Source organism: Pseudomonas aphyarum (assembly GCF_028657055.1).
Classification (GTDB): domain Bacteria; phylum Pseudomonadota; class Gammaproteobacteria; order Pseudomonadales; family Pseudomonadaceae; genus Aquipseudomonas; species Aquipseudomonas aphyarum.
On sequence record NZ_JAMDGS010000019.1, the window covers coordinates 16,908 to 42,055 of the forward strand.

At 61.2% G+C, this 25,148-nt stretch carries 21 protein-coding genes; 13 read left to right on the plus strand and 8 right to left on the minus strand.

The genetic code is table 11. From position 1 onward, the window contains the following. Window positions 1-49 precede the first annotated feature (49 nt). Window positions 50-1,540 carry an aldehyde dehydrogenase family protein gene (locus M5G18_RS26805; RefSeq protein ID WP_273900327.1) on the minus strand — a complete coding sequence of 497 codons (1,491 nt, stop codon included), beginning with the start codon at window positions 1,538-1,540 and terminating at the stop codon, window positions 50-52. Window positions 1,541-1,896: 356 nt separating this feature from the next. Here M5G18_RS26805 and M5G18_RS26810 point away from each other — a divergent pair, with 356 nt between their 5' ends. The 5 genes from M5G18_RS26810 to peaD all read left to right on the plus strand — a co-directional run bounded on the left by M5G18_RS26810 (window position 1,897) and on the right by peaD (window position 7,266). Continuing rightward, window positions 1,897-2,094 carry a hypothetical protein gene (locus tag M5G18_RS26810; RefSeq protein WP_273900325.1) on the plus strand — a complete coding sequence of 66 codons (198 nt, stop codon included), beginning with the start codon at window positions 1,897-1,899 and terminating at the stop codon, window positions 2,092-2,094. Window positions 2,095-2,690: 596 nt separating this feature from the next. Then, window positions 2,691-4,271 (plus strand): quinohemoprotein amine dehydrogenase subunit alpha, encoded by a 1,581-nt coding sequence (gene peaA / locus M5G18_RS26815; RefSeq protein ID WP_273900324.1) that lies wholly within the window; start codon window positions 2,691-2,693, stop codon window positions 4,269-4,271. A 94-nt stretch (window positions 4,272-4,365) separates the two neighbouring features. After that, a complete protein-coding gene (peaB, locus tag M5G18_RS26820) occupies window positions 4,366-5,796 on the plus strand; it encodes a quinohemoprotein amine dehydrogenase maturation protein (RefSeq protein ID WP_273900322.1) in 1,431 nt (476 codons plus the stop codon). A gap of 1 nt (window position 5,797) precedes the next feature. Then, window positions 5,798-6,121, plus strand: coding sequence for a quinohemoprotein amine dehydrogenase subunit gamma (qhpC, locus tag M5G18_RS26825; protein WP_008016081.1), 324 nt, complete (start codon window positions 5,798-5,800; stop codon window positions 6,119-6,121). A 23-nt stretch (window positions 6,122-6,144) separates the two neighbouring features. Beyond that, complete coding sequence (peaD, locus tag M5G18_RS26830) at window positions 6,145-7,266, plus strand: quinohemoprotein amine dehydrogenase subunit beta (protein WP_273900319.1); 1,122 nt, start codon at window positions 6,145-6,147, stop codon at window positions 7,264-7,266. Between the two features lie 48 nt (window positions 7,267-7,314). Here peaD and M5G18_RS26835 read toward each other — a convergent pair whose 3' ends face one another. Both M5G18_RS26835 and M5G18_RS26840 read right to left on the minus strand, forming a co-directional pair. After that, window positions 7,315-7,719, minus strand: coding sequence for a lysozyme inhibitor LprI family protein (locus tag M5G18_RS26835; RefSeq protein ID WP_007953090.1), 405 nt, complete (start codon window positions 7,717-7,719; stop codon window positions 7,315-7,317). Window positions 7,720-7,777: 58 nt separating this feature from the next. Next, a complete protein-coding gene (locus M5G18_RS26840; RefSeq protein ID WP_273900318.1) occupies window positions 7,778-8,695 on the minus strand; it encodes an ADP-ribosylglycohydrolase family protein in 918 nt (305 codons plus the stop codon). 196 nt (window positions 8,696-8,891) lie between these two features. Here M5G18_RS26840 and M5G18_RS26845 point away from each other — a divergent pair, with 196 nt between their 5' ends. Together M5G18_RS26845 and M5G18_RS26850 are read left to right on the plus strand one after the other, a co-directional pair. Continuing rightward, complete coding sequence (locus M5G18_RS26845) at window positions 8,892-9,380, plus strand: SRPBCC family protein (RefSeq protein WP_007953087.1); 489 nt, start codon at window positions 8,892-8,894, stop codon at window positions 9,378-9,380. Window positions 9,381-9,393: 13 nt separating this feature from the next. Beyond that, window positions 9,394-10,188 (plus strand): aminoglycoside phosphotransferase family protein, encoded by a 795-nt coding sequence (locus M5G18_RS26850; protein ID WP_420793323.1) that lies wholly within the window; start codon window positions 9,394-9,396, stop codon window positions 10,186-10,188. A 290-nt stretch (window positions 10,189-10,478) separates the two neighbouring features. Here M5G18_RS26850 and acnA read toward each other — a convergent pair whose 3' ends face one another. After that, window positions 10,479-13,220 carry an aconitate hydratase AcnA gene (acnA, locus tag M5G18_RS26855; RefSeq protein ID WP_273900316.1) on the minus strand — a complete coding sequence of 914 codons (2,742 nt, stop codon included), beginning with the start codon at window positions 13,218-13,220 and terminating at the stop codon, window positions 10,479-10,481. Window positions 13,221-13,442: 222 nt separating this feature from the next. Here acnA and rlmM point away from each other — a divergent pair, with 222 nt between their 5' ends. After that, window positions 13,443-14,516 carry a 23S rRNA (cytidine(2498)-2'-O)-methyltransferase RlmM gene (rlmM, locus tag M5G18_RS26860; RefSeq protein WP_102688096.1) on the plus strand — a complete coding sequence of 358 codons (1,074 nt, stop codon included), beginning with the start codon at window positions 13,443-13,445 and terminating at the stop codon, window positions 14,514-14,516. A gap of 65 nt (window positions 14,517-14,581) precedes the next feature. Then, on the plus strand, window positions 14,582-14,833 hold the full coding sequence (gene tusA, locus M5G18_RS26865) for a sulfurtransferase TusA (protein WP_007953079.1): 252 nt from the start codon (window positions 14,582-14,584) through the stop codon (window positions 14,831-14,833). Between the two features lie 49 nt (window positions 14,834-14,882). On the opposite strand, the gene M5G18_RS26870 is transcribed toward tusA, so the two are convergent. After that, window positions 14,883-16,292 (minus strand): MATE family efflux transporter, encoded by a 1,410-nt coding sequence (locus M5G18_RS26870; RefSeq protein ID WP_273900315.1) that lies wholly within the window; start codon window positions 16,290-16,292, stop codon window positions 14,883-14,885. A gap of 178 nt (window positions 16,293-16,470) precedes the next feature. Here M5G18_RS26870 and pdxB point away from each other — a divergent pair, with 178 nt between their 5' ends. Then, complete coding sequence (gene pdxB / locus M5G18_RS26875; RefSeq protein ID WP_273900314.1) at window positions 16,471-17,613, plus strand: 4-phosphoerythronate dehydrogenase PdxB; 1,143 nt, start codon at window positions 16,471-16,473, stop codon at window positions 17,611-17,613. A 57-nt stretch (window positions 17,614-17,670) separates the two neighbouring features. Here the strand turns inward: pdxB and M5G18_RS26880 are convergent, their stop codons facing one another. After that, window positions 17,671-17,850: a PA1571 family protein gene (locus M5G18_RS26880; RefSeq protein ID WP_273900313.1), complete on the minus strand. Its 180-nt coding sequence runs from the start codon at window positions 17,848-17,850 to the stop codon at window positions 17,671-17,673. Between the two features lie 258 nt (window positions 17,851-18,108). Between M5G18_RS26880 and M5G18_RS26885 the strand changes: the two genes are divergently transcribed. After that, entirely contained in the window at window positions 18,109-19,902 is a 1,794-nt protein-coding gene (locus M5G18_RS26885) for an ABC transporter transmembrane domain-containing protein (protein ID WP_273900312.1), read from the plus strand. 105 nt (window positions 19,903-20,007) lie between these two features. Here the strand turns inward: M5G18_RS26885 and M5G18_RS26890 are convergent, their stop codons facing one another. After that, entirely contained in the window at window positions 20,008-21,936 is a 1,929-nt protein-coding gene (locus tag M5G18_RS26890) for a transglycosylase SLT domain-containing protein (protein WP_007953066.1), read from the minus strand. Window positions 21,937-22,151: 215 nt separating this feature from the next. Here M5G18_RS26890 and M5G18_RS26895 point away from each other — a divergent pair, with 215 nt between their 5' ends. Beyond that, the gene (locus M5G18_RS26895; protein WP_273900311.1) at window positions 22,152-24,074 is read left to right on the plus strand and encodes an ATP-binding cassette domain-containing protein; all 1,923 of its coding nucleotides are present in this window, start codon (window positions 22,152-22,154) and stop codon (window positions 24,072-24,074) included. A 76-nt stretch (window positions 24,075-24,150) separates the two neighbouring features. Here the strand turns inward: M5G18_RS26895 and M5G18_RS26900 are convergent, their stop codons facing one another. Next, on the minus strand, window positions 24,151-24,588 hold the full coding sequence (locus M5G18_RS26900) for a universal stress protein (protein WP_273900310.1): 438 nt from the start codon (window positions 24,586-24,588) through the stop codon (window positions 24,151-24,153). Window positions 24,589-24,691: 103 nt separating this feature from the next. On the opposite strand from M5G18_RS26900, the gene M5G18_RS26905 reads away from it, so the two are divergent. Next, window positions 24,692-25,129, plus strand: a complete 438-nt coding sequence (locus tag M5G18_RS26905; protein ID WP_085748340.1) for a hypothetical protein — start codon at window positions 24,692-24,694, stop codon at window positions 25,127-25,129. Window positions 25,130-25,148: the final 19 nt, after the last annotated feature.

Sequence of the window (25,148 nt, forward strand, 5' to 3'; positions counted from 1 at the left end):
TCCCTCCGGGAGAGGGCTGGGGTGAGGGTGGGCTTTTGATTTTGATCTTCTATAGCTTGATCAACACCGACTTCAACTCGGTGTAATGCTCAATCGCCGCATACCCCATCTCGCGCCCGACGCCGGACATCTTGTAGCCGCCAAACGGCAGCGCCGGATCCAGTGCGCTGTGGCAGTTGACCCACACCGAACCGCACTTCATTCGCGGAATCATCCGGTGCACCGCCGCCAGATCATTCGACCAGATGCTCGCGCCCAATCCGTAAGGGCTGTCATTGGCCATGCGCAGCGCATCGGCCTCGTCATCGAACGGAATCGCCACCAGCACCGGCCCGAAGATCTCTTCCTGAACCAGTGAATGCCGCTGATCGACATCAACAATCACCGTCGGCTTGACGAAGAATCCCGGCCCGAACTGCTCACCGCCGCAGGCGATGGTCGCGCCGCTTTCGCGGCCCATTTCGATGTAGTTGAAGACCCGCTCTTGCTGGCGCGCGGAAATCAGCGGGCCCATATCGATGCTCGGGTCGAGGCCGTTGCCGAGTTTCATCGCGTTGGCGATGTCGCTGATATCGGCCACCACATTGTCGAAATGCTTGCGCTGCACATACAGCCTGGAGCCTGCGCAGCAGACCTGGCCCTGGTTGAAGAAAATCGCACTGGCAGCGCCCGCCGCCGCAGTTTTCAGGTCGGCGTCGGCCATGACGATGGTCGGTGATTTGCCGCCCAGTTCCAGGGTGACCCGGGTCATGGAGTCCATGGCGATCTTGCCGATCTGCTTGCCGACGGCAGTGGAGCCGGTGAAGGTCAGCTTATCGACCAGCGGATTGTGGGTCAGGGCGGAACCGGCCGTGATGCCGGTGCCGGTGACCACGTTGAACACACCTTCCGGATAACCCGCTTCCAGCACCAGCTCCGCCAGTTTCAGCGCGGTCAGCGGGGTTTCGTCGGCCGGTTTGAGCACCACGGTGCAACCGGTGGCCAGCGCCGGGCCGAGTTTCCAGCAGGCCAGTAACAGCGGGAAGTTCCAGGCGACGATGGCGCCGACCACGCCCACCGCCTCGCGACGGATGAAACTGTGGAACTGATCGCCGGGCATCAGCGGCAACGAAACGTCGACGCTGGAACCTTCGATCTTGGTCGCCCAGCCGGCCATGTAACGCAGGAAGTCGATGGCCAGTTGCACGTCCATTACCTGCGCCACCGCCGCGCTCTTGCCGTTGTTCAGGCATTCCAGTTGCGCCAGCAGTTCGGCGTCGCGCTGCATCAGGTCAGCGAGTTTCCACAACAGGTTCTGCCGCTCGCGCGGACGGGTGCGGCTCCAGGCCGAATCATCGAAGGCTTGCCGGGCGGCGAGCACCGCGCGATCGACATCTTCCGGGGTGGCGCGGGGTACCACGCACAGCACTTCACCGTTGGCCGGGTTGTGCAGCGGCATGGTCTGGCCGTCGGTGGCTTCGACCCAGTCGCCGCCGATCAGCATGCGTGGCGGGCGCTGGATGAAGGCCGAAGTGGCAGGGAGCAGATAGGGCAGGGGCATGGCGAAACCTCTTGTTGTTCGATGGGATCGAGAGGGGCTTTCGCAATGCTTGTGCCAAATGCTCGAAGGAGGCGCACAGCCCGGTTGCACGGGCGGAAGGAGGAAGAGTTTGAGTGGCAATGAGGGTGAATTTGTCTCAAAACGCGACACCCGTTGAGATGCAGGATACGCGTCCTACAAAGCAAACGCCGCTGTGACGGGGCTTGAGCAAAATCGGGCCGTTTCAGGTGTAGGAAAAGCCGCGCGTCTGACAGTTTTTACCGACTGGTGGAGGCACGAAGTACGAGCTAAGTTGCTTGGTGTATAGGGTTTTCCTGCCATGGATTTGGCGGGTCAGTGTCTTCACAGGGATGTCGATGAACAACTTAACCATTCGATGGCTAACCAATTTTACGATGGGCGTGGGGACCGGATTTCTGGTGACGGGGATTGCGGCGCTGTTGATCGGCGACCTGACCGATGTCGATACGATTCAGGCAGGTGCCTGGATGGCTTCAATCAGTTTTTTCGTAATCGTTACCTCATTCGGTGTTGCCATGATGGAGGGGAAATAATGGCGGCTTTAATTGTGGGGCTGTGGTGTATGGGTGTCAGTTTGCTGCTCGCGTATGGGTATCACCGGGATCGTCGAATTCAAGCGGCCCAGCGTGATTCCGCGGCATTGGCAGCCAAGGCCGGCGCCCACTGTGAATGCTCGATGGTTTGCAACCATTGTGGGCGTTACAAGGTTCACCCGGACAACTCCGTTCGCTAGGCGCAGGTCAACAACCAATACAAGAGCCTCGTCATTGGCGGGGCTTGTTTTCGTGTGGGTTCGGCCCCTCTCCTGGGAGTTTTTCATGGGGATGCTGCCAGCTCCGGGTCATCTGTCGCGCGACGCAATGTCGCTGACGCCGCAACAACTATGCTTGTCTCAGACTGCAACAGCTGTCGCGAAATTGGACGCTGGCGAACGCCGCCAGCACCGCCACTTCGCCTTGATCTTCACGTAACTGCTTGATTGAAAAGCTTATCGGCAAGCTGGCACGCTCCGTGTATTGCTCACGGCAGACGTTTCGCTTGCCTCCGTTCGTGCATCGCCCCGAACGGCAGAAACCATAAAAACGATAAGCCACAACAATAAGAAAGCACCGTGCGAGGTTCGACGTTGATGAAGAGAAAACTCCGATCAGGCATGAGCGCCAGCCTGCTGGCCGTGGCCGCTTGCGTGGCCCTGCATTCGCCGTACAGCCTGGCAGCCCGCGATGCCCAGACCATCCTCAAGGAAACCTGCCAGGGCTGTCACACCCCTGAAGCCGGCGACCAGTTGAGCCGCATCAGCCACCAGCGCAAGACCCCGGAAGGCTGGCTGATGAGCATCGCCCGGATGCAGACCATGCACGGTTTGCAGATCAGCGATGACGACCGTCGCACGCTGGTCAAATACCTCGCCGACACCCAGGGCCTGGCGCCCAGCGAAACCGATGGCGTGCGTTACGCGCTGGAGCGGCGGTTGAACACTGTCGAGCAGTTCGACGAGAAAACCGCGCAGATGTGCGGCCGCTGCCACTCCGGTGCGCGGATCGCCCTGCAACGGCGTCCGGCTCAGGAATGGGAACGTCTGGTGAATTTCCACCTCGGTCAATGGCCGTCGCTGGAATATCAAGCCATGTCCCGTGATCGTGACTGGTTCGATATCGCCCGCAAGGAAATGGTCCCGCTGCTGGCCAAGCGTTATCCGCTGGATAACCCGGCGTGGCAGGCCTGGGTCAAAACAGCACCGAAAGCCGAGGCGCTGGTGGGCGAGTGGAGCTTCATTGGCCACTTGCCGGGCAAGGGTGAACTGGCCGGCACCATGAGCGTCACCGCCGATGGCAGCGACACCTTCAAGGTCGCCGTCAAAGGTCAGTACGCCGACGGCAGCCCGTTCAACGGCGACGGCAGCGCAATTCTCTACAGCGGCTACGAATGGCGCGGCAACGTGACTGTCGATGGCGTGACCATGCGTCAGGTGTTCGCCGCACAAGGCAACGCCATGCAGGGCCGGATGTTCGAGGCCGAGCACGATGAGCGTGGTCTGGATTTTGTCGCTGCCAAACAGGGTTCGCAGCGCTTGCTGGCGGTGCAGCCGGGTTATGTGAAGGCCGGCAGCGAAACCGAAGTGACCCTGATCGGCAGCGGTTTGAGCGGCAAACCGAACTTCGGCAAAGGCGTGGACGTGGTCGAAGTGGTCGAGCAGAACGCCGACCGGATCAAGGTCAAAATCAAAGCGGCAGTCAATGCCCAGCCGGGCCTGCGCGCGGTCAGCGTCGGCAGCCTGAAAGGCCCGAACCTGTCGGTGTACAGCAAGATTGCCTCGGTCAAAGTGGTGCCGGAATTCTCGGTGGCACGGATCGGCGAGGGCGGCGGTTCGACGCCGAAAGTCCAGGGCCGCTTCGACGCCGAAGCCTGGGGCAAGGGCGCCGACGGCAAGCCGTATCGCATCGGCGTGTTCCCGGCGCAATGGAAAGTCGAAGCCTTCGACGAGCGCGCCAAAGAGGACGAGGACGTCAAGTTCGCCGGCACGATGCAGGCCGACGCGGGCGTGTTCACCCCGGGCGATGCCGGGCCGAATCCGGCGCGCAAGATGTCCACCAACAATGCCGGCAACCTCAAGGTGATCGCCGCCGTCGACGACGCGGGGAAATCCCTGACCGGCGAAGGCCACCTGATCGTCACCGTGCAACGCTGGAACAATCCACCCATTCCCTGATGTTGAAACGTGAGTTGAGCTGAGCGACAGCGATTCAGACACTTTTCGGAATGACCGCAAGTCCCCCGAGCGGGGCTTGCACAGGAGGTTTGCAATGGGCGCTATCTTGAATCTGGTCGAACGTAATCTGCACGAAGTGCACGTCGACGCCGACCGCATGCTGTTCCACATCCCCAGCAGTTCGCTGTTCGCCAGCGATGAACTGACCGGCACCATCATCGATGCGTTGCGCGGCCCCGGCTGCTCCTCGGAAGACCTGATCCAGCGCCTCGGCGCGCGGTTCAACGGCGAGGAAATCAACGAAACCCTGCGCGAGCTGATTTCGCTGGAACTGGTCAGCGACGGCTCGCCGCTGACCCCGGACATCGCGGTCAAACGCGTCGAGCGCACGGCGATCAACACCGTGGTGCTCAACGTCAACACCGGCTGCAACCTGAGCTGCACCTACTGCTACAAGGAAGACCTCGACAAGCCGTCCGCCGGCAAGAAGATGGACGTCGAAACCGCCATCGCGTCAGTGGAAATGCTGTTGCGTGAATCCCCCGACGAAGAACGTTTCACCGTGGTGTTTTTCGGCGGCGAGCCGCTGAGCAACCGCAAACTGATCGAATACATGGTCGATTACTGCGAGAAGCGGTTTGCCGAGGCCGGCAAGTTTGTCGAATTCGTGATGACCACCAACGCCACGCTGCTTACCGAAGAAACCGTGGACTACCTGAATGCCCACCGCTTCGGCTTGTCAGTGAGCATCGACGGGCCGAAAACAGTACACGACCGCAACCGCATCACCGTGGGCGGGCAGGGCACCTATGACGTGGTGCGGCGCAAGGCCGAAATGCTGCTGTCGCGCTACAACAGCCGTCCGGTCGGTGCGCGGGTGACCCTGACTACCGGCGTCACCGACGTCGAAACCATTTGGGATCACCTGTTCAACGAGTTGGGGTTTGCCGAAGTCGGATTTGCTCCGGTGACGTCCGGCGATATCAGCAGCTTCAACCTGACCACTGACGAATTGATCGAAGTGTTCGCCAGCATGAAACGCCTCGGCCGGCGTTATCTGGAGGCTGCGCTGGAGCACCGCAATATCGGTTTTTCCAACCTGCATCAGTTGATCACCGATATCCATGAAGGCCACAAAAAAGCCCTGCCGTGCGGTGCAGGATTGAAGATGCTGGCGGTCGATCACAAGGGCGAACTGAATCTGTGCCATCGCTTCACCGGCTCGTCGCTGCCGACCTTTGGCAACGTCCACAGCGGCGTTAAACAGGTCGAGCTGAACGACTTCCTGTCCCAGCGGCTGGATCGCACCAACACCGGTTGCCATGACTGTCAGATCCGCAACCTGTGCTCCGGCGGCTGCTACCACGAGAGCTATGCCCGCTACGGCGATCCGGCCCACCCGACTTATCACTACTGCGAACTGATGCGTGACTGGGTCGACTTCGGCATCGAGGCCTACACCCGGATCATGGCCAACAACCCTGCGTTCATCAGCAGCTACATCACTCCGCGCAAGGCTCACTGATATGAAACATCTCAAGGCAATCAATAACAAAGCGTTGAAGCTGGATCAGGCCGCGGACGAGAACCGCATCGAAGAAGTGGTGGCGATGAGCTCTGTCGCCGGCTGTGCCTCGACCACCGACCCAGGCTGGGAAATCGATGCCTTCGGCGGGGTGTCGTCGTTGTGCCAGCCGATGGAAGCTGACCTCTACGGCTGCTCCGATCCGTGCTGGTGGCCGGCCCAGGTGCCGGACATGATGAGCACCTACCCGGACTGGAACAAGGATGCCCAGGCGTCCAACGACAACTGGCGCAACCTCGGCACTGTCTTCCCGAAAGACAAGTGATCCATAAGAAGAAGGATTCCAGCATGCCTAGCCTCAACAAAGCCTGCGGCCTTGCCGCACTCGCGGTTCTGAGCGCCTGTTCGCTCCCGGTTCTGGCCGATGAAAACACCGCGCTGCAAGACGGTCACGAGTACATGTTGACCACCAACTACCCGAACAACCTGCACGTCATCGATCTGGCGACCGACAGTCTGTACAAGACCTGCAAGATGCCCGATGCCTTTGGCCCCGGCACCGTGCAGCTGTCGCCGGATCGCAAGACCGCGTACGTGCTGAACAACCATTACGCCGATGTCTACGGTGTCGAACTGGACAGCTGCAAGCAGGTATTCCACGCCAGCATCACCCAGCAGCCGGGGGAGAAAGCGCGGTCGATGTTCGCTTTCACCGTCAGCCATGACGGCAAGGAGCTGTACACCATCGCCAACCCGACCCAGATGCTCAACGACCGCTACGAGGTCAAACAACCGCGTCTGGACGTCTACGCTACCGACGCCGGAATGGACGCCAAACCGGTGCGCAGCTTCCCGGCGCCACGGCAGTTGACGATCATGCAGAGCGGCGATGACGGCACGCTCTATGTGGCCGGCGCCGATGTGTACAAGGTCGATGTGAAGAGCGGCAAGTTCGACGTGCTGATCCCCAGTCGGCACTGGAAACGCCCGAACTACAGCGCGCCGGACGTGCTTTACGTGTGGAACCAGCAGACTTATCGGCATGACTTTTCGCTGCTGTACACCGCCGCCAGGTTCAAGGACAAGAAGCAGGATCCGGCCACCGCTGAATACCTGTACGGCTTGTTCAGCGTCGATCTGAAAACCGGCAAGACCGAGACCACCGATTTCGGGCCGTTGACCGAGATCTACTTCAGCGGCATGCGCTCGCCGAAGGATCCGAACCTGATGTTCGGCGTGCTCAATCGTCTGGCCAAGTACAACATCAAGCAGAAAAAGCTGATTCAGGCGGCGACACTGGATCATTCCTACTACTGCATTTCGTTCAACAAGGAAGGGAGCAAGATCTATCTGGCCGGGACCTTCAACGACGTGGCGATCTTTGATGCCGAGACGATGAAACAGACCGGCAGCATCAAATTGCCGGGTGGGGATATGGCGATTACTACGGCGCAGATTTTTGTTCGGTAACGGGGATTGCCTGAGCTGCCGCTGCGGCGGCAGCTCAGGTACTGAAAATCAGGCCCCGGGCACCGGGCAGCTCATGTCACCTTCCTCACACTTCAAATACTGCTTGAGCGCCTCGGTTCGCGTCTTCGTCACCGATGCGATGCAATTGTTGTAGATCAACGGATAAACACTCCCGCCTGCCACGCCGGATGCCGAAAACTTGCACTCGGCATCACGAAAGCCAATCCACGCCCGTTGCGCGCTCACCAGCAGTTTTTTGCCATCAGGGTTGTCCTTCAACCGGGCGGTAATCTGCTGATAAACCGTGTTCAACTCCTTGTCCGCCGCCTTGTTTTCCTGCGCGGCGCACTGATTCATCGTCGCTTGATCGCTGGCATTGGCGCAGTCCACAGCAGCGTGAGCAACAGAAGTGAAAAGAAAGGGTGTCAGGGCCAGAAGCAGGCGTGGGGACATGAGTCATCTCGCTTTGATGAATGAACGTGCCGGGCAGTTTAGCGACTTCGTGGCGCTATCAGGGTTTGGGCTGTCTCGATGCGTTGAGCAAGCGCTCCGCTGTCGCGGCAATTTCCTCTCCGTCATGCAGTTTTTCCAGCCACCCGAACGGGATTCCCTGCACGCCGTAATGGGCGCCGGCCAACTGGCCGACGATGGCAGCCGTGGTGTCCGCATCATCGCCCAGATTCGCCGCTTGCAGGACGGCCGCGGCAAAGCTGTCGGTGTGCTGGAAGCACCATAACGCTGCTTCCAGTGATTCGACGCAGTAGCCACTGCCGCGAATGTCGCGCTCGGTCTTGTGCAGGTATTGGCCCCGGGCAATCGCCGCCACCTTGGGCTGACTGAACGCTGTTGGCGGCAGGGTGCGCAGTTGCGCTTTCGATGCGCCTTCCAGGGCCTTGCCGAGCAGTTCGGCAAACAGCTGGCAACATTCGATGGCCTCGGGCGCCGCGTGCGTGGTGCGTGAACTGTCGGCGGCGAATCGCCTGGTTTTCCGGGCATCGGGGAAATAAAACAGAACCACGGGCACCAGTCGCATCAACGAGCCATTGCCGGCACTGTGCGGGTCAGTAGAGCCGGCAAACGGCTCTCCGGTGTGTTGGTAGCGATCCAGCGCCTGACTCACGGTCATGCCGATATCGAAACATTCGCCGGTCGAACTCAGATAACCCCATTGCCACCAGTTCAGATAGCGGCCCATCTGGTCAGCGGCATCGAAGCCGTTTTTGTGCAGCAGACTTTCCGCCAGGCACAACGCCATCGAGGTGTCGTCGGTCCATTGACCGGGCTTCAGGCGAAACGGCCCGCCACCGACCATGTCGGTCAGGGGCTGGAAGCTGCCGCGCGACTGGAATTCGACGGTGGTTCCCACGGCATCGCCGCAGGCCAGGCCGAGCAGGGCGCCACGGTAACGTTCGGGGAGGGAGGGCTGCATGATGACGTCCTTGTGTCGTTCAGTTCGCTGCGAACGTTATCAGTTTCGCCGCGCTGATCCGTGCGCATTCTGACGAACCGGCGCCGCAAAATACTGCCGGATATTTCAATCAGACCCGACCGTTGCACTGGATTGATACAACTTCGGATTGGACATGTGGTCATACAAGCCTACTGTTCAAAACAGGAGGTGACGTATGAAACCAGTACCCAACAGCTTTGAACGTAAAATCATGCTCAGGTCGCCGCGCTCCCATGTCTGGCGCGCCCTGGTCGATGCCGAGGCATTTGGCCAGTGGTTCGGCGTTGCGCTGGAGGGCCGGCGGTTTATCGCGGGCGAATGGACGCAGGGGCAGGTGACGTACCCCGGTTATGAACATGTGCTCTGGAACGTGTTGGTGGAGCGGGTCGAGCCGCAGCAGCTGTTCTCCTTCCGCTGGCACCCGTACGCGGTGAACCCGAAAATCGACTATTCCCAGGAACCGACCACGCTGGTCAAATTCGAACTGCAGGACTACGAGAACGGCACGCTGCTGAAAGTCTCCGAGTCAGGTTTCGCGCACATTCCCGACGTGCGCCAGAAAGAGGCCTACTACATGGACAGTCGGGGCTGGGAGGAACAGTTGAGTCGACTTGAACACTTCCTCACGGAGAGCGACCGGGCCCGCGAGCGTGAAGGTGGCTGATTACAACCTGTTCATGCCGTGGCTGGAACGCTGGAAGCTGGCGCCGGACGGCGAGCCGATCATCACCCCGGGCAGCCGCCTGTTGCCGGTGCGTCAGGACGATGTGCCGGCAATGCTGAAAGTCGCGGTGGACGACGAAGAAAAGTACGGCAACCTGCTGATGACCTGGTGGGACGGCGATGGCGCCGCCCGGGTGCTTGCGTACCACGACGAAGGCCTGTTGCTGGAGCGGGCGATGGGCCAGCGTTCGTTGATGCATATGGCGCTCAACGGCGAGGACGACGAGTCCACGCGGATCATGTGCCGAGCGCTGGCGCGGCTGCACGCACCGCGACCGACGCCGCCACCGCCGTTGGTGGAACTGGCACCGTGGTTTGCATCATTAAGAATGGCCGCGACCCGATACGGCGGCCAATACGCCGAATGCCTGCAAACCGCCCAGGCCTTGCTCGCCGAACCGCAGGACGTAGTGGTGCTGCACGGCGACATGCACCACGACAATGTCCTCGATTTCGGCCCACGAGGCTGGCTGGCCATCGACCCCAAGCGGGTGCAGGGCGAGCGCGGTTATGACTACGCCAACCTGATCTGCAACCCGGAATTGCCGACGGCAACTGATCCCGAGCGTTTTCGGCGACAAGTCGACGTGATCTGCGAAGCAGCGGGAATCGAGCGAAAACGCCTGTTGCAATGGGTGCTCGCGTTCGCCGGACTGTCTGCCGCGTGGTTCATGGAGGATGACGAGCAAACCGCGGCAAAAGGACAGCTGCAAGTCGCGCAACTGGCGGCTTCTGCGCTCGATGCCTGACACGTCTAAGGGTTTTCGGAAGGCCCGCTATGGCGAATGTCTTACACGCGATGGTAGCTATTTCGACTATTGCCGATTGGATCCACAGCGTAATCTAGCCTCATCAACTGAAGCACAGGGAGTGTTTCAGGATCACGGATGATCGACCATTAGCAAGGATCGCTGCCGACAGGGAGTCGATAATGGTCTTGGGAAAAACCCGCTTCGGCGGGTTTTTTTTCGTCTGCAGAAAAGTGTCGCGTCCAAACAGAAACACCGCCGATCTGGCGGTGTTTCTGCATCTGCAGGTTTTACGAGGCGATCAACTGGCGCAACACGTAATGCAGGATCCCGCCGGACTTGAAGTACTCGACCTCGTTCAAGGTGTCGATGCGGCACAGCACTTCGATCTTCTCCTGACGTCCGTCTTCCCGGGTGATGACCAGGGTCAGGTTCATCCGTGGCGTCAGCTCGACACCGCTCAGCCCCTGAATATCCAGGGTTTCCTTGCCGGTGAGGTTCAGGCTCTTGCGGTTCTGATCGAGCTTGAACTGCAACGGCAGCACGCCCATGCCCACCAGGTTGGAACGGTGTATGCGCTCGAAGCTTTCGGCGATCACCGCTTTCACCCCCAGCAAGTTGGTGCCCTTGGCGGCCCAGTCGCGGCTGGAGCCGGTGCCGTATTCTTGGCCGGCAATCACCACCAGCGGCGTGCCCGAGGCTTGATAACGCATGGCCGCGTCGTAGATCGCCAGTTTCTCTCCGGTCGGAATGTAGATCGTGTTGCCACCTTCTTCGCCGCCGAGCATTTCGTTGCGGATACGGATGTTGGCGAAGGTGCCGCGCATCATCACTTCGTGGTTGCCCCGACGCGAGCCGTAGGAGTTGAAGTCCCGTGGCTCCACACCTTGCTCGCGCAGGTAGCGCCCGGCCGGGCTGTCAGCCTTGATGTTGCCGGCGGGGGAGATGTGGTCGGTGGTCACCGAATCGCCCAACAGTGCCAGCACTCGCGCACCTTTCACATCGGCGATCACCGGCAAAGGCCCGGAAATGTCATCGAAGAACGGCGGGTGCTGGATGTAGGTCGAATCCGCCTGCCAGACGTAGGTCGCGGCTTGCGGCACTTCGATGGCTTGCCACTGTTCGTCACCGGCGAACACCTCGGCGTATTCCTTGTGGAACATCGCGGTGTTGACCTGATTCACCGCGTCAGCGATTTCCTTGCTGCTCGGCCAGATGTCACGCAGGTACACCGGATTGCCCTGCTGGTCATTGCCCAGCGGCTCGCTGCTGATGTCGGTGCGCACACTGCCGGCCAGGGCGTAAGCGACCACCAGCGGCGGCGAGGCCAGCCAGTTGGTTTTCACCAATGGATGCACCCGGCCTTCGAAGTTGCGGTTGCCGGACAGCACCGAAGCCACGGTCAGGTCGGCTTTCTGAATGGCTTTTTCGATCGGCTCCGGCAGTGGTCCGGAGTTGCCGATGCAAGTGGTGCAACCATATCCGACCAGCGAAAAACCGAGCTGATCGAGATACTGCGTCAACCCGGCGGCCTTGTAGTAATCGGTGACCACTTTCGAACCCGGCGCCAGCGAACTCTTCACCCACGGCTTGCGGGCCAGGCCTTTTTCCACGGCTTTTTTCGCCAGCAGGCCGGCAGCCATCATCACGCTCGGGTTGGAGGTGTTGGTGCAGGAGGTAATCGCGGCAATCACCACGGCACCGTTTTTCAGGCGATAGGTGTGGCCGTCGTACTCGTAGTCCGTTTCGCCGACCAGATCGGCATTGCCTACCGCCACGCCACCGCCGCCTTCGCTTTCCAGACGCCCTTCGTCCTTGCTGACGGGTTTGAACTGCAAGTCGAGGAAGTCGCTGAACGCCTGGCCGACATTCGGCAGCGAGACGCGGTCCTGCGGGCGTTTCGGCCCGGCGAGGCTGGCTTCGACGCTGCCCATGTCCAGCGCCAGGCTGTCGGTGAACCCCGGTTCCTGACCGGGCAGGCGCCACAGGCCCTGAGCCTTGGTGTAGGCCTCGACCAGTTTCACCACTTCAGGTGGGCGGCCGGACAAGCGCAAGTAGTCGAGGGTCACGTCATCCACCGGGAAGAAGCCGCAGGTCGCGCCATATTCCGGGGCCATGTTGGCGATGGTCGCGCGGTCGGCCAGCGGCAGGTCGGCGAGGCCGTCGCCATAGAACTCGACGAATTTGCCGACCACGCCTTTCTTGCGCAGCATCTGGGTCACGGTCAGCACCAGGTCGGTGGCGGTGATGCCTTCCTTGAGCTTGCCGGTGAGTTTGAAACCGATCACCTCCGGAATCAGCATCGACACAGGTTGCCCGAGCATCGCGGCTTCCGCCTCGATCCCGCCGACGCCCCAGCCGAGTACGCCGAGGCCGTTGATCATGGTGGTGTGGGAGTCGGTGCCGACCAGCGTGTCGGGGAAGGCATAGGTGCGGTCGTCTTCATCCTTGGTCCACACGGTGCGGCCGAGGTATTCGAGGTTGACCTGGTGGCAGATCCCGGTGCCCGGCGGCACCACGCTGAAGTTGTCGAAGGCACTCTGGCCCCAGCGCAGGAAGGCGTAGCGTTCGCCGTTGCGCTGCATTTCGATGTCGACGTTCTGTTCGAAGGCGCTGGCGCTGGCGAACTTGTCGACCATTACCGAGTGGTCGATTACCAGATCCACCGGCGACAGCGGGTTGATTCGTTGCGGATCACCGCCGGCCTTGGCCATGGCGGCGCGCATCGCGGCCAGATCGACCACGGCGGGGACGCCGGTAAAGTCCTGCATCAGCACGCGGGCAGGGCGGTACTGGATTTCGCGGTCGGAGCGGCGCTCCTTGAGCCACGCGGCAATGGCCTTGAGGTCGGCGCCGGTGACGGTTTTTTCATCTTCCCAGCGCAGCAGATTTTCCAGCAGGACTTTCAGCGACATCGGCAGCTTGTCGAGATCGCCCAAGGTCTTGGCGGCATCCGGCAGGCTGAAATAGTGGTAAGTCTTGTCATCGACTTTCAAAGTTTTCAGAGAATTCAGACTATCAAGGGACGGCATTACGATCACTCCTTTGAATCCGCACGGCTACGGATAGAGGGGACGAATAGAGCTTTAAACCTAGCCCTGTTTTAGGTAGCTGGCTAATAACTGGACTCTATGGACAGAACCAAGGTTCCGACATGGGCTATCATGCGCCGGTTTTCGTGACAGGCTTTGCTTCAACGCAGGGTCTGGGCATCGCGCAGAGGATGAATGATCGCCCTCTGCCCAGGAGTAAGAATGAACACCCTATTCATGCATTGCCGGCCAGGCTTCGAAGGCGAAGTCTGCTCGGAGATTTCCGACCTTGCCGCCCAACTGAACGTGGCCGGCTACGCCAAGGCCAAACCGGCGACCGCTTGCGCCGAGTTCGTCTGCACCGAAGAGGACGGCGCCGAGCGCCTGATGCGCGGTCAGCGTTTCGCCGAGCTGATCTTCCCGCGCCAGTGGGCGCGCGGTTTTTTCATCGATCTGCCGGAAACCGACCGCATCAGCGTGATTCTCGCGCACATGGCTGAATTCCCGGTCTGTGGCAGCCTGTGGCTGGAAGTCGTCGACACCAACGACGGCAAGGAACTGTCGAACTTCTGCAAGAAATTCGAAGGCCCGCTGCGCAAGGCCCTGACCGGCGCTGGCAAACTGGTGGAAGACGCCAGCAAGCCGCGTCTGCTGCTGACGTTCAAGAGCGGTCGTGAGGTGTTCCTCGGTCTCGCCGATGCCGGTAACTCGGCGATGTGGCCGATGGGCATTCCGCGTCTGAAGTTCCCGCGCGAGGCGCCGAGCCGTTCGACCCTGAAGCTGGAAGAGGCTTGGCATCACTTCATCCCGCGCGATCAGTGGGAAGATCGCCTGCACAGCGACATGACCGGCGTCGACCTCGGCGCAGCGCCGGGCGGCTGGACCTGGCAACTGGTCAATCGCGGCATGCTGGTGACCGCCATCGACAACGGCCCGATGGCCGAAAGCCTGATGGACACCGGTCTGGTGCAGCACCTGATGGCCGACGGTTTCACCTTCAAACCCAAGCAACCGGTGGACTGGATGGTCTGCGACATCGTCGAGAAGCCGGCGCGCAACGCCGCGATGCTCGAAGAGTGGATCGGCGAGGGCCATTGCCGGGAAGCGGTGGTCAACCTCAAGTTGCCGATGAAGCAGCGTTACGCCGAAGTGAAGCGCTTGCTCGAGCGTATTGCCGACGGTTTCAAGGCCCGTGGGATCAAGGTCGACATCGGTTGCAAGCAGCTTTACCACGACCGTGAGGAAGTGACCTGCCATTTGCGCCGCCATGACGTGAAGAAAACCAAAGCCCGCTGAGCGCGCGACAGGTGACCGAACACCCGGCATTGGGCGACAATGCCGGCCAGTTTCAGGAGTGAATCATGAGTGAAATGATTGATACGCCGGTCGACGGCACCCTCGATGCCACGGGCCTCAACTGCCCGGAGCCGGTGATGATGCTGCACCAGCACATCCGTGACCTGGTGCCCGGCGGCCTGCTCAAGGTGATCGCCACCGACCCGTCGACCCGTCGCGACATCCCCAAGTTCTGCGTGTTTCTCGACCATGAACTGGTGGGGCAGCACGAAGAAGCCGGGACCTATCTGTACTGGATCCGCAAGAAGTCCGGTTGATCGGAAGGCAAAAAAAAGACCTGCAAGTGCAGGTCTTTTTTTTGGGCGGTCAGCCCATCGAGCGGCTGATGCGAATGCGTTTGCGTGCACTGCGCGTCAGGCGGATCGACAGCATCAGCGCCGCGCAGCTCAGGCCGACGATCAGGCCTTCCCACAGGCCGCTCGGGCCGCGTGGCTCGCCGAGCCAGTCGGTCAGGCCGAGGGCGTAACCCACCGGCAGGCCGATGCCCCAATAGGCGAACAGGGTCAGGATCATCGTCACGCGAGTGTCCTGATAACCGCGCAGGGCGCCGGCGGCGGTGACCTGGATCGCGTCGGAGAACTGGAACAGCGCCGAGTACACGATCAGCATCGCCGCGATGTGAATCACCATCGGATCCGACGTGTAGATCGCAGCAATGTGTTCGCGCATCAGCAGCATCATGCTCGCCGACAGGCAGGCGTATGCCAGCGCGGTGCCCATGCCGACACCCGCGGCGAAACGCGCTTCACGGGGTTCTTCACGGCCCAGGGCCTGACCGACCCGCACGGTCACGGCCATACCCAGCGAGTACGGAATCATGAACACCAGCGAGCTGACGTTCAGCGCGATCTGGTGTCCGGCCACCACAGTGGCGCCGAGGCTGCCGATCAGCAGCGCGATCACCGCGAAGATGCTCGACTCGGCAAACACCGCGATGCCGATCGGCAGACCGATGGCCAGCAAACGCTTGATCACCGCCCATTGCGGCCAGTCGAAACGGTTGAACAGCTCGCTCGACTTGTAGGCCGGCGCCCAGCGCTCATAACCGGCCAGACCCAGCGCCATCACCCACATCACGATCGCCGTGGCCCATCCGCAGCCGACGCCGCCCATGGCCGGTACGCCGAAGTGGCCATAAATGAACACGTAGTTGAGCGGAATGTTCAGCGCCAGGCCGCACAGGCCCAATACCATCGCCGGGCGGGTGCGCCCGAGGCCGTCACTGGTGCAGCGCAGCACATGGTAGAAGGCCACCGCTGGCAGGCCGCTGGCGATACCGTGCAGGTATTGCATGCACGGGCCGATCAGCTCCGGATCGACTTTCATCAAATGCAGGATCGGCTCGGCGCTGAACAGCATGCCGGTCGCCATCAGGCCCACCACCAGTGCCAGCCACAGGGCCTGACGCACGATCGGGCCGATTTCGCTGTGGGTGCCGGCGCCGAAGCGTTGGGCGACTTTCGGTGTGGTGGCCAGCAGGGTGCCGGTCATCAGCAGGAACACCGGCACCCAGATCGAGTTGCCCAGCGCCACGGCCGCGAGATCCTTGGGCCCTACGCGCCCGGCCATCACCGCATCGACGAAGCCCATGGCGGTGGTTGCCAGCTGCGCGATCATGATCGGCAGGGCCAGGCCGAGCAGATTCTTCAGCTCCAGGCGAACCCGGGCAGGGCGGTTGAGGGAAACGGCGGCAGGGCGGTCAGTCACGGAATTCACAGGCAAAGCGTCCACGGGGGTTGATGCGCAAGGCCGGGCATTCTACGCCGCTGACGTTATGGTCAGGAAAAATCCTCTGTTGCGTATTTGTAATCGCCGCGCCTGATCAAGCATCAAAGCCTGCTGGCTCATCGCAGTCCCAGCGCCTACACTGCCGATCCGCCCAAGGAGCCCCGCCATGCTGATTGTTGCCGACGAAAATATCCCGCTGCTCGATGCCTTTTTTGCCGGTTTCGGCGAGATCCGCCGGGTGCCGGGCCGTTCCATCGACCGGGCCACGGTCGAACAGGCCGATGTGTTGCTGGTGCGCTCGGTGACCAACGTCAACCGCGCACTGCTGGAAGGCAGCAAGGTGCGCTTTGTCGGCACCTGCACCATTGGCACCGATCATCTGGATCTCGATTACTTCAACGAGGCCGGCATCACCTGGTCCAGCGCGCCCGGCTGCAATGCCCGGGGCGTGGTCGATTACGTGCTCGGCAGCCTGATGACCCTGGCCGAAATCGAAGGCGTCGATTTGCGTGAACGCACCTACGGCGTGATCGGCGCCGGTGAAGTCGGCGGTCGCCTGATCAAGGTGCTGAAAGGTTTGGGCTGGAACGTGAAAGTCTGCGACCCGCCGCGTCAGGCGGCCGAGGGCGGCGACTATGTCAGCCTGGAGCAGATCATCGCTCAGTGCGACGTGATCAGCCTGCACACCCCGCTGACCCGCAGCGGCGACGGCGCGACCTGGCACCTGTTCGACGAGCAGCGTTTGCAGCAGCTCAAGCCCGGCGCCTGGTTGATCAACGCGGCTCGCGGTCCGGTTGTGGATAACACCGCGTTGCGCGAAGTACTGCTGGAGCGTGAAGACCTGCAAGCGGTGCTCGATGTCTGGGAAGCCGAGCCGCAAGTCGATGTGGCGCTGGCCGAACTCTGCGTACTGGCGACGCCGCACATCGCCGGTTACAGCCTCGACGGCAAACAGCGCGGCACGGCGCAGATCTATCAGGCCTACTGCGATTTCATCGGTGAGCCCGCCAGCATTCAGCTCGGCGATCTGCTGCCGGCGCCGTGGTTGTCGGAAGTTTCCCTGCATGCCGACAGCGATCCGGCCTGGGCGCTGGCGATGTTGTGCCGTGGCGTGTACGACCCGCGCCGGGACGACGCGGATTTCCGTCGCACGTTGCTGGGCAGTGTCGGTGAGCAACGTGCCGCGTTTGATCTGCTGCGCAAACAGTATCCGTCGCGACGCGAGATCGAAGGTTTGAAAGTGCGGATCGACGGTGATTCGCCGGCCCTGCGCCAGATCGTGACCGCGCTGGGCGCTGTAGCCGTATAAACAGCGGGCAGAAAAAACCCGGCCTGCAAGGGCCGGGTCAGGAAGACGGTGGCGATATCACTTTTGTTCGGCAGGCTTGACCAATCGCTGCTCCAGTTTGCGGCAGGCGTCCTGGATCATGTCTTCAGTGATCTCGATTTCACGCCCGTTTTCGTCGATGATCGAGCAACCCAGAGGTTGGCCGGGCTTGGTGCGGATCACTTCAATCTTGTCTTCGCTGCTGTTTTGCAAGGACATGGCCTGTCTCCTCATCAGGTTGTGTGCCTAGATTAAAACCGTCAGGTGACCGGGCTGTGACAACTCCCTGCGGTCGGTCCGGAACGGCATCTCCACTCAAACAGAAATGACCGTCTGTCTCAACCCGGACCTTAGACCAATAGCATCTAGGGGGTAGTCTTGCCGGTCATATTTAACCTGACTCATTGTGATTTACAGAGTTCCACCCCATTGAATGTCCAGGCTGGCCCCATTAATCAGCACACGACGTGAACCTGAATGATCCCGATGCTTTCCTCGCGCCACCGCCGGGCCTTGCGCCTGACCAGTCATTTCCTTGCTCCCTATCGCTGGCCGGCCTTCGGCGCACTGCTTGCGCTGATCGTCACGGCGGGCATCACCCTGTCGATGGGGCAGGGCATCAAGCTGCTGGTCGATCAAGGGTTCATGACTCAATCGCCGCACCTGCTCAACCAATCCATCGGCCTGTTCATGCTGTTGGTGTTCGGCCTGGCGGTCGGCACCTTTGCGCGGTTTTATCTGGTGTCCTGGATCGGTGAGCGTGTGGTGGCGGACATCCGCCGGCAGGTGTTCAACCATCTGGTGTACCTGCATCCCGGGTTCTACGAGGACAACCGCAGCTCGGAAATCCAGTCGCGGCTGACCGCTGACACCACACTGCTGCAATCGGTGATCGGCTCGTCGCTGTCGCTGTTCCTGCGTAATCTGCTGATGGTCATCGGCGGTGTGGTGTTGTTGTTCATCACCAACCCCAAACTCACCAGCATCGTAGTGATCGCGCTGCCATTGGTGATTGCGCCGATCCTGATTTTCGGCCGTCGCGTGCGTAACCTCTCCCGGCTGAGTCAGGACCGGATCGCCGACATTGGCAGCTACGTCTCGGAAACCCTCGGCCAGATCAAGACCGTGCAGGCCTACAACCATCAGGTGCAGGATGAACAGCGTTTCGCCAGCACCGTCGAGCAGGCGTTCGAGACCGCGCGCAAACGAATTTTCCAGCGGGCCTGGCTGATCACGCTGGTGATCGTGCTGGTGCTCGGCGCCGTCGCGGTGATGTTGTGGGTCGGCGGCATGGACGTGATTGCGGGGCGGATTTCTGCGGGTGAACTGGCGGCGTTCGTGTTCTACAGCCTGATCGTCGGCAGTGCGTTCGGCACGTTGAGTGAAGTGATCGGCGAATTGCAGCGAGCAGCCGGCGCCGCCGAGCGCATCGCCGAATTGCTGCGTTCGGAGAACATCATTCAGCCACCGACCACGGGATTGGTGACGCTGCCGGAGCGAATCAAGGGCGAGCTGGAATTGCAGGAGGTGCGTTTTTCCTACCCTTCGCGTCCCGAAAGCCTTGCTGTCGATGGCTTGAGTCTGACGATCAACGCTGGCGAAACCCTCGCGCTCGTGGGCCCCTCCGGCGCGGGCAAGTCCACGGTGTATGACTTGTTGCTGCGTTTCTACGATCCCCGGGAAGGACAGATCCTGATCGACGGCGTGCCGCTGACGAGCCTTGATCCGCTGGACCTGCGTCGCTGCTTCGCGTTGGTCTCGCAAACTCCGGCGCTGTTCTTCGGCAGTGTCGAAGAGAACATTCGCTACGGCTGCCCGACCGCCACGCTGGAGCAGGTGCGGGAAGCCGCGAAAATCGCTCACGCCCATGATTTCATCGAACAGATGCCCGACGGTTACCAGACCCACCTGGGCGACGGCGGCCTCGGCCTGTCTGGTGGACAACGCCAGCGCCTGGCCATCGCTCGGGCGCTGCTGGTCGACGCGCCGATCCTGCTGCTCGACGAAGCCACCAGCGCCCTCGACGCCCAGAGCGAACATCTGATCCAGCAAGCGCTGCCGAGCCTGATGCAAAACCGCACCACGCTGGTCATCGCCCATCGCCTGGCCACGGTGAAAAACGCCGACCGGATCGCGGTGATGGATCAGGGCAAACTGGTTGCGATCGGCACGCATCAGGAGTTGATTGCGAGTAATCCGTTGTATGCGCGGTTGGCGGCGTTGCAGTTCAGTGATGGTCATCAAGCTTCGACCGACCAAGTAACCGACTAAGTAATCGACCTAGTAATCGACCCAGTAGAACGCCATAAAAAATGCCCGCATCGAAAGATGCGGGCATTTTTGTTTACGTCGATCTGTCAGCCAGGCACTACACGATCACTGATCGTCGAAATACCGCTCATGCCAATCCACCAGCGGTTGCGGCGAGTTGAGTTTCTGGCCGTAGATCACCGAGTAGGACAGCACGTTCTGCACGTACTGGCGGGTTTCGTCGAACGGGATGCTTTCCACCCACACGTCGAAGCTCAGGTGATCGGCGCCACGCAGCCACTGGCGCACGCGGCCGGGGCCGGCGTTGTACGCGGCGGAGGCGAGCACGCGGTTGCCGTTGAACTGGCTGTGCACCTGGCTCAGGTAAGCGGCGCCGAGCTGGATGTTTTTGTCCGGATCGAGCACCTGCTGTGGCGAGGCCAATGGAATGCTGAACTTGCGCGCGGTTTCCTTGGCGGTGCCGGGCATCAGTTGCATCAGGCCGCTGGCGCCGACGCTGGAACGGGCGTCGTCCATGAACGCACTTTCCTGACGGGTGATGGCGAACACCCAGCTTGAATGCAGGCCGCGTACCTTGGCTTCGCGCACCAGAGTGTCGCGGTGGGCCATCGGGAAACGGATGTCCAGATCATCCCAGTACTGCGCCTGACTGATGGTGCGGATGGCCGGGAAATACCATTTCAGATCGTAGGCCAGTTTCGCCTGGGCGACCATTTCGTCGCGACTGAAATGCCGGCTGACGTGATACCACTCGCGGCGGCCGTCGACGATCTGCCCACGGGCGTGGAACTCCAGCGCACGACGCACGCCAGGGGTGTTGCGCACCTTGTTGATCAGCGCCTGACTGAGCACCAGCGGTTTGTTGTTCAGCGAATATGGCGATTGCGAGCGGTCGGCGGCGAGGAAGCCGTAAAAATCACGCTCCCGCGACAAATTCTTGTACAGCGTCTGCGCTTCCGGGTTCTGCGGTTGCGCCAGTTCCAGACTGCGGGCCTGCCAGTAGCGCCAGCGGTTGGTGGTGGCCAGATCCTGCGGCAGACGGCGGGTCAGTTGGTAGGCGTCGTCCCAGCGCGCCAGACGCAACAGCAGACGCAGGCGCCATTCGGACACGGTGTTGTCGCGCAGTTCCGGATCGTACTTGGTCATCACGTCCAGCGCGCGGCTGTCGAAGCGACGGGCGAGGGTCAGGCCGATTTCCCGGGCGATCGCGACTTTTTCATCTCGGGAGAAATGCATGCTGCTGGCATAACCGTCGAGCAGGGCCATGGCCTTGTCCGGGTCCTGCCGCGCGAGGCGGCGCAGGCCGAGGCTGACCACGTCGGACATCGGTTCATCGGCCGGCGTGAAACGTGACGGCTGGTTGAGCAGTTCCGGTTTCTGCGCCACGTCCACCAGCAGGCGACCGCGCGGGGCGAGGGTGGTCAGGCCGTTGACCAGACTGTTGGCCAATGGGTAGTTGCGGTGCTGGGCGGCGAGTTTGGCGCGTTCCCAGCGTTTCTGTTCGGTCAACTGACCTTCGGCGGCCCACATGCCGAACAGCGCATCACAGGCGGCGGGCTGGGATTTGCCGGTCAGCCACAGCTTCTCGGCGTTGGCATAGCCCTCGGCCTTCTTGTTGTGGCTGATCTGGTACTGCGCGTTCAGGCAGTCCAGTTCGGTGAAATTCAGTTTGGGGTCGTAATACTTGACGAACGTCGCCCAGTCGCCGCGATCGGCCAGCCAGCGCAGCCAACGCAACTTCATCCAGTTGGCCTGGGGCAGGTCACCGTGCTCGGCGAGGAATTTTTCGATCTCCGCGTTGCTGGCGGTTTTCAGCCGGGCGGTCAGCTCGTCATAAGCCAGGTATGGCTCCAGCGGATAATCGGCGAGGGCCTGGCTGTAACGGAAATACGGGCCGGTGTCGCCCTTGGCCAGGGCGCGCTTGGCTTCATCGTAATACTGGCGTTGGGTGGACAGGTCCACCGCCTGGGCGGATTGAACGGCAGCGGCGGAAAGCAGCAAACATGACAAAACACTGAAGAGGCGACTGCGCATGAGACATCCGGGCAGAGAAATCATGACAAGTGCCGGCCCAAAACCCGCACTGAATTGTCTGTAGCTTAGCCTTTTGCCAGCAGGGGGCGAAAGCTTTGCCGGCCTTGTAGCGCAAGTTCGCAACAATTGTTGTGCAGAGTGCGTCAGCGGCGAAATTGCCGGCCTGCTCGGGCCCCGATTCAGGTAGAATGCGCGCCCGGTTTTTGGAGAAGCTCATGACCCTGCTCAAATTCAGCGATGTGTCCCTTGCATTCGGCGCGATGCCGTTGTTGGACAAGGTGTCCTGGCAGATCGCCCGTGGTGAGCGGGTGTGCATCATCGGCCGCAACGGCACTGGCAAATCCAGCATGATGAAACTGGTCAAGGGCGACCAGAAGCCTGATGACGGCTCGGTGTGGCGTGCCCCCGGTCTGAAAATCGGTGAATTGCCACAGGAATTGCCGGTGGCCGACGAGCGGACTGTGTTCGACGTGGTTGCCGAAGGCCTCGACGGCGTTGGCGCCTTGCTTGCCGAATACCATCACCTGAGCCAGAACATCGTCACCGATGCCGATCTGGACAAGCTGATGCACGTCCAGCACGACCTCGAAGCCCGCGATGGCTGGCGCTTGCAGACTCTGGTCGACAGCACCCTGAGCCGCCTGCAACTGCCGGCCGACAAGACCCTCGCCGAACTGTCCGGCGGCTGGCGTCGTCGCGTCCTGCTGGCGCAGGCGCTGGTGTCCGAGCCGGATCTGCTGCTGCTCGACGAACCGACCAACCACCTGGACATCGGTGCGATTGCCTGGCTTGAAGAAGCGCTGAAGGATTTCCAGGGGGCTGTGCTGTTCATCACGCACGACCGTTCCTTCCTGCAAAACCTCGCCACCCGCATCCTCGAACTGGATCGCGGTGGCCTGATCGACTGGAACGGCGACTACGCCAGTTTCCTCGTCCATAAAGAAGCCGCACTGGCCGCCGAAGAAACCGCCAACGCGCTGTTCGACAAGCGTCTGGCCCAGGAAGAAGTGTGGATTCGCCAGGGCATCAAGGCCCGTCGCACCCGTAACGAAGGCCGCGTACGTGCGCTGAAAGCATTGCGCGTGGAGCGCAGCGAGCGTCGCGAACGCACCGGCAAGGCCAACATCCAGCTGGAAACAGCGGAGAAGTCCGGCAAGCAGGTGATGGTGCTGGATAATGTGAGCTTCGCGCATCCGGGCGGTCCGTTCCTGATCCGTGATTTCTCCATGGTGCTGCAACGCGGCGACCGGATCGGCCTGCTCGGCGCCAACGGTACCGGGAAGACCACCCTGCTGAAACTGATGCTCAGCGGTCTGCAACCGACCAGCGGCAAGGTGGAAGAGGGCACCAAGATCGACGTGGCCTACTTTGACCAGTTGCGCCATCAACTGGATCTGGAAAAGACCGTGATCGACAACGTCGCCGAAGGTCGCGACTTCATCGATATCGACGGCCAGAGCCGCCACGTGCTGAGCTACCTCGGCGACTTCCTGTTCAGCCCGCAGCGTGCCCGCACGCCGGTGAAGGCATTGTCCGGTGGCGAGCGTGCGCGACTGCTATTGGCCAAACTGTTCAGCAAACCGGCGAACCTGCTGGTACTCGACGAACCGACCAACGACCTCGACGTGGAAACCCTCGAGCTGCTCGAAGAAGTGTTGCTGACCTTCAACGGCACTGTGCTGATGGTCAGTCACGACCGGGCATTCCTCGACAACGTGGTCACCAGCACTCTGGTCTTCGAAGGTGAAGGCAAGGTGCGCGAATACGTTGGCGGCTATCAGGACTGGATCCGTCAGGGCGGTTCGCCGCGTCTGCTGGGCGTGACCGAAAGCAAATCCGGCAAGGCCGACCTGAACTCGGCGGTGGTCACTGCCGAGCCGGCTCCGGTTGCCGCGCCTGTTTCTGCGCCCCCGGCTGCGAAGAAGAAGCTGAGCTACAAGCTCCAGCGCGAGCTGGAAGCGCTGCCGGGCGACATCGACGCCAAAGAGCAGCAGATTGCTGCTGTCGAGGCTGAAATGGCTGAGGCCGGCTTCTATCAGCGTCCGCCGGCCGAGACGGCCAAGGTGATTGCTTCTCTGGAGCAGTTGCAGGCTGAGCTGGATGCGCTGGTGGAGCGTTGGGCCGAGCTGGACGCCTGATTGTTTCAAGGCATGAAAAAGCCCGGCGTCCAGTGATGGGCGCCGGGCTTTTTTAGCTTTTCACAAGTGAATGGGATCAGCGTTTGATCAGGTGCACCGCCAGTACATCGCACTTTGCGCCGTGCAGCACATCATTGGCGGTCGAGCCCAGCAACAGCGCCAGACCATGCCGGCCATGGCTGCCGACCACGATCAGGTCGCATTCCTGTTCCTTGGCGAAATGGTGGATTTCCTGACGCGGCTGGCCGTAGGTCAGGTGGCAGTTGGCGCCTTCGAGCTCGGTGTACTTGTGCTTCAGGCGTTCGAGGCGTTCCTTGGCCTGATCGAACTGCTGTTGTTGCAGTTGTGACAGATCCATCGGCACGTCACCGCCGAAGGCCATGGCCATCGGTTCAACGATATGCACCAGCGACAGCTTGGCGCCATTGCTCACCGACAGCTCTCGGGCGCGGTGGATCACAGGGTCGCACTCTTCGGTCAGATCTACGGCGACCAGGATATGGTGGTAGGGCATGAGGTGCTCCTCGTGAGGGATCAATATTGTTAAGTATGGCTGGTTTCAAGCGCATTGGTTCCAAAGTGACGCAATGGGCTCATGACAAAACGGGAGTAGAGATATGACGGTCTGGCTGGTGGTGTCAATCCTGCTGGTGGTGTTGAGTCCCCTGGCGTGGTTGCGTCCGTCCCGTGCACAGAGTGGCCGGATAGCCTTGCGCACGGAGGCCCGGCGCATCGGGCTCGCCATGCAGCTGGCGCCTCAGGAGTGGCCGCACTGGATGTCTCAGGAGCCGCCTAACCCGTGCGCGCAATACCATCGGCCACGGCGCGGCAAGCAGCCGGCGTGCTGGACGTATTGGCAGAAATCCCCGGGGGTTTGGGTGAATCAGTGGCAGGAAGTCTGTGAGGATCCACTGCTGCTGAATCATTTCGAAAAATTGCCGGGCAACGTTTTCAAGGTCGAGGCGGATAAGCAGATGATCGCCCTCTATTGGGGCGAGAAGGGTGATGCGTCGGTTTTGCTGGACATTGATGCCACGCTGAAAGCACTGGCATGACTTGCGGACATTTCGCGCT